7 protein-coding genes are annotated in these 4,798 nt (G+C 38.5%); all 7 read left to right on the top strand.

The genetic code is table 11. From position 1 onward, the window contains the following. Positions 1 to 488, top strand: a 488-nt coding sequence (locus DWX96_RS14120; protein ID WP_118083020.1) for a DUF6033 family protein, incomplete at its 5' end; no start/stop codon positions are given. Positions 489 to 520: 32 nt separating this feature from the next. Further along, positions 521 to 1,255, top strand: a complete 735-nt coding sequence (locus tag DWX96_RS14115) for a sensor histidine kinase (RefSeq protein WP_242986325.1) — start codon at positions 521 to 523, stop codon at positions 1,253 to 1,255. A 191-nt stretch (positions 1,256 to 1,446) separates the two neighbouring features. After that, positions 1,447 to 2,115 carry a hypothetical protein gene (locus DWX96_RS14110; RefSeq protein WP_117465419.1) on the top strand — a complete coding sequence of 223 codons (669 nt, stop codon included), beginning with the start codon at positions 1,447 to 1,449 and terminating at the stop codon, positions 2,113 to 2,115. Positions 2,116 to 2,157: 42 nt separating this feature from the next. Beyond that, positions 2,158 to 2,826 carry a DUF3879 family protein gene (locus DWX96_RS14105; protein WP_117465418.1) on the top strand — a complete coding sequence of 223 codons (669 nt, stop codon included), beginning with the start codon at positions 2,158 to 2,160 and terminating at the stop codon, positions 2,824 to 2,826. A 63-nt stretch (positions 2,827 to 2,889) separates the two neighbouring features. Further along, on the top strand, positions 2,890 to 3,396 hold the full coding sequence (locus DWX96_RS14100; protein ID WP_117485423.1) for a hypothetical protein: 507 nt from the start codon (positions 2,890 to 2,892) through the stop codon (positions 3,394 to 3,396). Between the two features lie 168 nt (positions 3,397 to 3,564). Next, positions 3,565 to 4,398, top strand: a complete 834-nt coding sequence (locus tag DWX96_RS14095) for a hypothetical protein (protein ID WP_015517474.1) — start codon at positions 3,565 to 3,567, stop codon at positions 4,396 to 4,398. 79 nt (positions 4,399 to 4,477) lie between these two features. Next, a complete protein-coding gene (locus DWX96_RS14090) occupies positions 4,478 to 4,768 on the top strand; it encodes a hypothetical protein (RefSeq protein ID WP_012744351.1) in 291 nt (96 codons plus the stop codon). Positions 4,769 to 4,798: the final 30 nt, after the last annotated feature.

Raw genomic sequence — 4,798 nt, 5'->3', positions numbered from 1 at the left:
ATTGTTTACGAAGCAGGGATTATTCCGTAAATATAAACAGTTCTCTTTTGTCAAAGGCTATGGGAGATGAAAAGACAAAACAATGGTTGGAGTATAATCTATCTTTAATACCGGAAAGTATCGAAAAATTGAAAGCTGCTCAAAGTGCTCGTGGCTGTAAGGTACTGAGTGTAACGGATACAATAAATGGATATGATAGCATAACAGAAGAAGTACTGGTAACAGATGAGGTTGATCCGGGAACAGAAAAAGCAAGGAAAGAACTTGAAGAAAGACTCGAGAAAAGGAAAGCAGAAAAGAAAGAGACAGAGGAAAGACTGGAAAAACAGCGTGCCGAAAAACAGGAGCAGGAAGAACGGCAATATAATCTGAAAATTGATGGAAAAGATGTGGCAGACCTAACAGGAAAACTGGTGGAACTGCTAGGTACTTCAACTTCTACAGGAGTGACAGAAAATGGAGTTTCGACATTTGATGTGCTGGCATAGAAACTGATATGAGTATGCCGGGATGTATTGACATGCAGAATGTATTTTTATTTCTTTCAGTGGGACTGGTTGCGATTAACCTTATCCTTATGGAGTTCATGCAGAATACCATTGAAAAAGAAGAGAGAATAAAAATTACGGTACTTACGGAACAAAATCAGAAAAATCGTATTGCAAATTATCAGGACCGGGAAGAAATCTATGAGCGTCAGCGAAGAAAAATGTACGATTATAAAAATCAGCTTTCCACAATCCAGACGTTGATTAAGAATGGACACACAGATGAGGCACTTTCATTTACGCAGAAACTGACAGAGAGCATAGCGGTTGAGATGTCGGCAATCAACACGAACCATCCGGTGGTCAATGCTGTTTTAAACCAGAAGTACCGCAGCATGCAGGAGAAACACATAGCGGTTATCCTGAAAGTAGGGGATTTGCAGGAGATTTGTCTGGAAGAGGAAGAGATTGTGATTCTGCTTTCCAATTTACTGGATAATGCAATCCGGGAGAGTGAAAAAGTACTGAAAAATACCGGAAAAGCGGTCATTCATCTGAAATTAGAGTGCGAAGATCATAAACTGATATTTGCGATAAGAAATCCGGTGACAGAAAAGGTGGAAATTGAAAATGATACGATAAAGAGCAAAAGAGGGGATCATCACGGTATTAGATTGTTAAATGTAAAAGCAGTTGTGGATAAATATGGCGGTGATATGGTGCTTTCCTGCGATGAAAATGAATTTAAGGCAGTGGTCATCTTGTAAAGAGATGGTCTTTGTGTGCGTAATATGGTCGTTTGATGATATGGGACTAGGAGAACAGGTTATTTTATCCGATAAAAAAATAGAGGAAATAAGTATGTTATGAGAATTTTAAAGAATGAATATGATAAATGGATAAGTATATATAGAGGTTAAAATATATGCAGAGAAGGTAGAAAATATGAGGTGAATTCATGGGAATATCGATTTCAAATGCAACGAGTTCTGCTATTACAAAATATAGTGTATCGCTGAGAAGTGGAGAACCTGATTGGTCTATGATTCCAAGTGCAGGGAAAAGCAATAAGTCACAGGCAGAGTTTGTCTCTGAGATTAAGGAACTGGCTCAGAGAGCTGCCAACACTACGAGTAAAACGGAATTAGAATCTATTCACAGGCAGAGAACAAGGTTATGTGCAGAATACATATCCGATGTATCCCCTGACAGAAAGGCATTATATCAGCAGGCTAAAAATGCGGTAAAAAGTCAAAATGGTAATCCGAAATGCAAAGGAATCGGAGAATTATCATTGCTCGATTTTCTGGAGAGGGCAGAGGGGAAAAATAACAACCTTGCGCAAAAGAAGTTTGCTCTGGCGGGAGGAGGCACACTGGAATGTCCGATTCTGACAGGCGAAGGATATGGTGCCGACATTTCTTATCAAGGAACAAAAGTGTTGACCTATCTGGGAGATAGTTATGGATGGGGATGCGAAAGAACTCCGGCTGAGCGGGAAAAGGAAAGAGAATTTTACGGAATTTACTTCAATGAATACCATACGCAAAAGAATGCCCAAAGCTCAGAATTGAAAGAACTGCCGAACTATTTGGAAGAGAAAACGTCTTTTGATAGGAAAGCGTAAGGATATAGGTAAGATAACAGGTTTAATATGGGAGGATGTTTTATGTCAAAAATAACGGATTATGCTTTTTTGTTTCAAAAATCATTTGGGACATCAGGAGTAAATGCAATAGGCAGTTTTCAGTTGTCCCAGTTGAACAGCAGTTCTGTTCAGTCCAAGTTAAAAGCTGCCGGGATTAACACAAACAGCAAACAATATAAAGCCGCAGTAAAACAAATGATGTCTGCTGGAAATGGTGCAATGTATGGCAATATTCAGGGAATAAAAAATCTGATGAGTCATTATGACAAGGATGGAGATTATATCAACCCTGTAAATGGACTGGCAGGACTTTTAGTGACAGATGAAAATGAAAGTTCGAGAAAAAGGATCATATCAATTCCGGATAGTAGCAAAGAAGAAATGTATGAACTGACAAAAAAAGAGTTCCTGCGTGAAAACGGTGTCCACAATGGAGATACAACAAAACGTTCCGAGGTATATAACAATTTGTACCGCAAAATGCAGAAAAAGGACAGATTGGCTGCCGGGTACACCCTTGAAAAATATGAGAGAATTTACAGACAGGCATTTTATGATGCCGCAAAAAAGGCTGATCCTAACTGGGAAATTGGTAAGCCAATTAAAGATGGTGCATTAGATAGTGTTACAAGAGAATTGGCAGAGTCGGGGAAATCTCCTGCACAGGCAACGCTTGATACTAAAATTTAACATATCAGGTATATTTGAATAATTAAAAAGAGAAAATTTTGAGCTGATTGGAGGAACAAAAATATGAACATTAGTTCTGGTCTGAATACCGTATCTTCATTGTACGGTCAACAAAAAAGTAATTATATGAAAGCACCTGCATCTGCGGAAAAGACATTTTATACGGCTGAAACACCAAAGGTATACCAGATATTCACAACAGATAATATGTTGTGGACAGGAGGTAATGGTACAGGTCTTTCTTATTGCCTTAAATATGCGGATGATTCGACGGATGAAAATCCAGTGGTGTTAGCGAAAGGTGTGGATGAAAACGGGAAAGAGTTTGAGCAAAGAATTTATATCAATGATGTTAATCCATCAAATGCTACAGTAGTCGAAATGCGTGCATTGGAGGCACATTACAAAGTGGAGAAGCAGGGAGGTTTCACGTCTCTGCCGCTTGAAGCTGGTAATATGGGACTTAACGACAGAAGAGATTTTATCGCAATGTTCAAAAAAAGCATAGAAGATTTAAACAAATTGGGAAGTCAAGAGCTTATGTGGCAGCAAGAGGAGCAAAGATACTGAGTTATAATGTTATAAGAGAATGTTGGCAGTTGTTATGAGACTTATATAAGGTAGGAGATAATATGGTTACTTATATATTTATAAATCACTTGGACCATATAAGGAAAGTGATTGCAAATTCCGAATGACAGAGGAATATCAACGAAAAAATGCAATGGAGGAAATGCAATGGGTATAACAGGCGTAGGAAGTTCTTATAATTTTGTTTATAACACAAAAACAGGTAAGCTATCTACAAAGGATGGCAGTAAAAATGAATTTGTTGATTTTTGCAATGGAGATGTAAAGGGAGAAGACACAGAGACACTGAATCATTTTGATGAGCATACAAGATATCAGTTTACAAGAATGCTGTTTGCATATGGAACCGGAATGACCGGACAGAATCCTTTTGCCAATGATGAGAAAGTCGAGATTACAGCGGATATAGACAGTGCAACCCATACTTCCTTTTATGTGAATGGGCAGAAAGCGTTTACGGCAATTACGGGTATGTCATATCTCCCATCCGAGATTCAAACCTTTGGAACCGTACAGCAGCCATTTAAAACCAGAGGGTACAAACCATATGATCCCAGTACAAACAGTATCACGATTGGGGTTGGAAGCAGATTTAATCTTGGAAATGGATACAGCATGACGGTACAGGAAGATTTTGTCTGGGGCGAGGGCTATGGAAACGGAAGCAAGGCAGATGATGAAAGATGCAATATGATGATAGGTGGTCTGAACTCCCTGATACATTTTGCGGATCAGCAGTATTTTTCAAGTATGACAGATACATACACCGATTATATTTTAGATTTTCTTGCGTCACAGGGAGTGGATACAAGCAGAGAATTTGTGATAAACGGGACACATTGCGAACTGGTAAATGGGAAAATAAGTGAAGTTGGTAACGATTATGTGGTGCCTAGTTCCATTCAGCAGAAAGCAGTGAAAAGATATGAAGAAAGTATGTCACAGCTTTTGAATAGCGGAACTTGGTATAGATGGTCATAAAAGTAATAGATCACTTGGACCGTTATGGAGAGTGAATAGATTCCGAATGACAGAGGAATGAAAATAATTGGAGGTTGAGATGATGCAATCAATATCAAGTTATATTAATCCCAATACAAGAGCACTTACATCTAATTATAAAAATACAGTTATTAAAGATAAGGAAGCATATAATGGGGCGATGTTGCAGCACTTACTAAATCCGGTAGAGGATCTGGCACAAGCGTTAAAAACACCAATAAAATTGGCGAAGGGTGCTTCAATTAGCAGACAGAATAATTCTGTTAATATTGCAGAAGGACAAAGTATTCGTGTTAATGGAGGTCATGTGCTTACGGTTACGGCGCATAGCAAAAATGGCTGGTGTTGAGGAAAATGATATTGACAGGCTTTTAGCCAA

The organism is Roseburia sp. AF22-2LB (assembly GCF_003461125.1).
Taxonomy (GTDB): domain Bacteria; phylum Bacillota; class Clostridia; order Lachnospirales; family Lachnospiraceae; genus Roseburia_C; species Roseburia_C amylophila.
The sequence above is the reverse complement of the archived record's forward strand: the minus strand, read 5'-3'. Positions and strand labels throughout refer to the sequence as shown.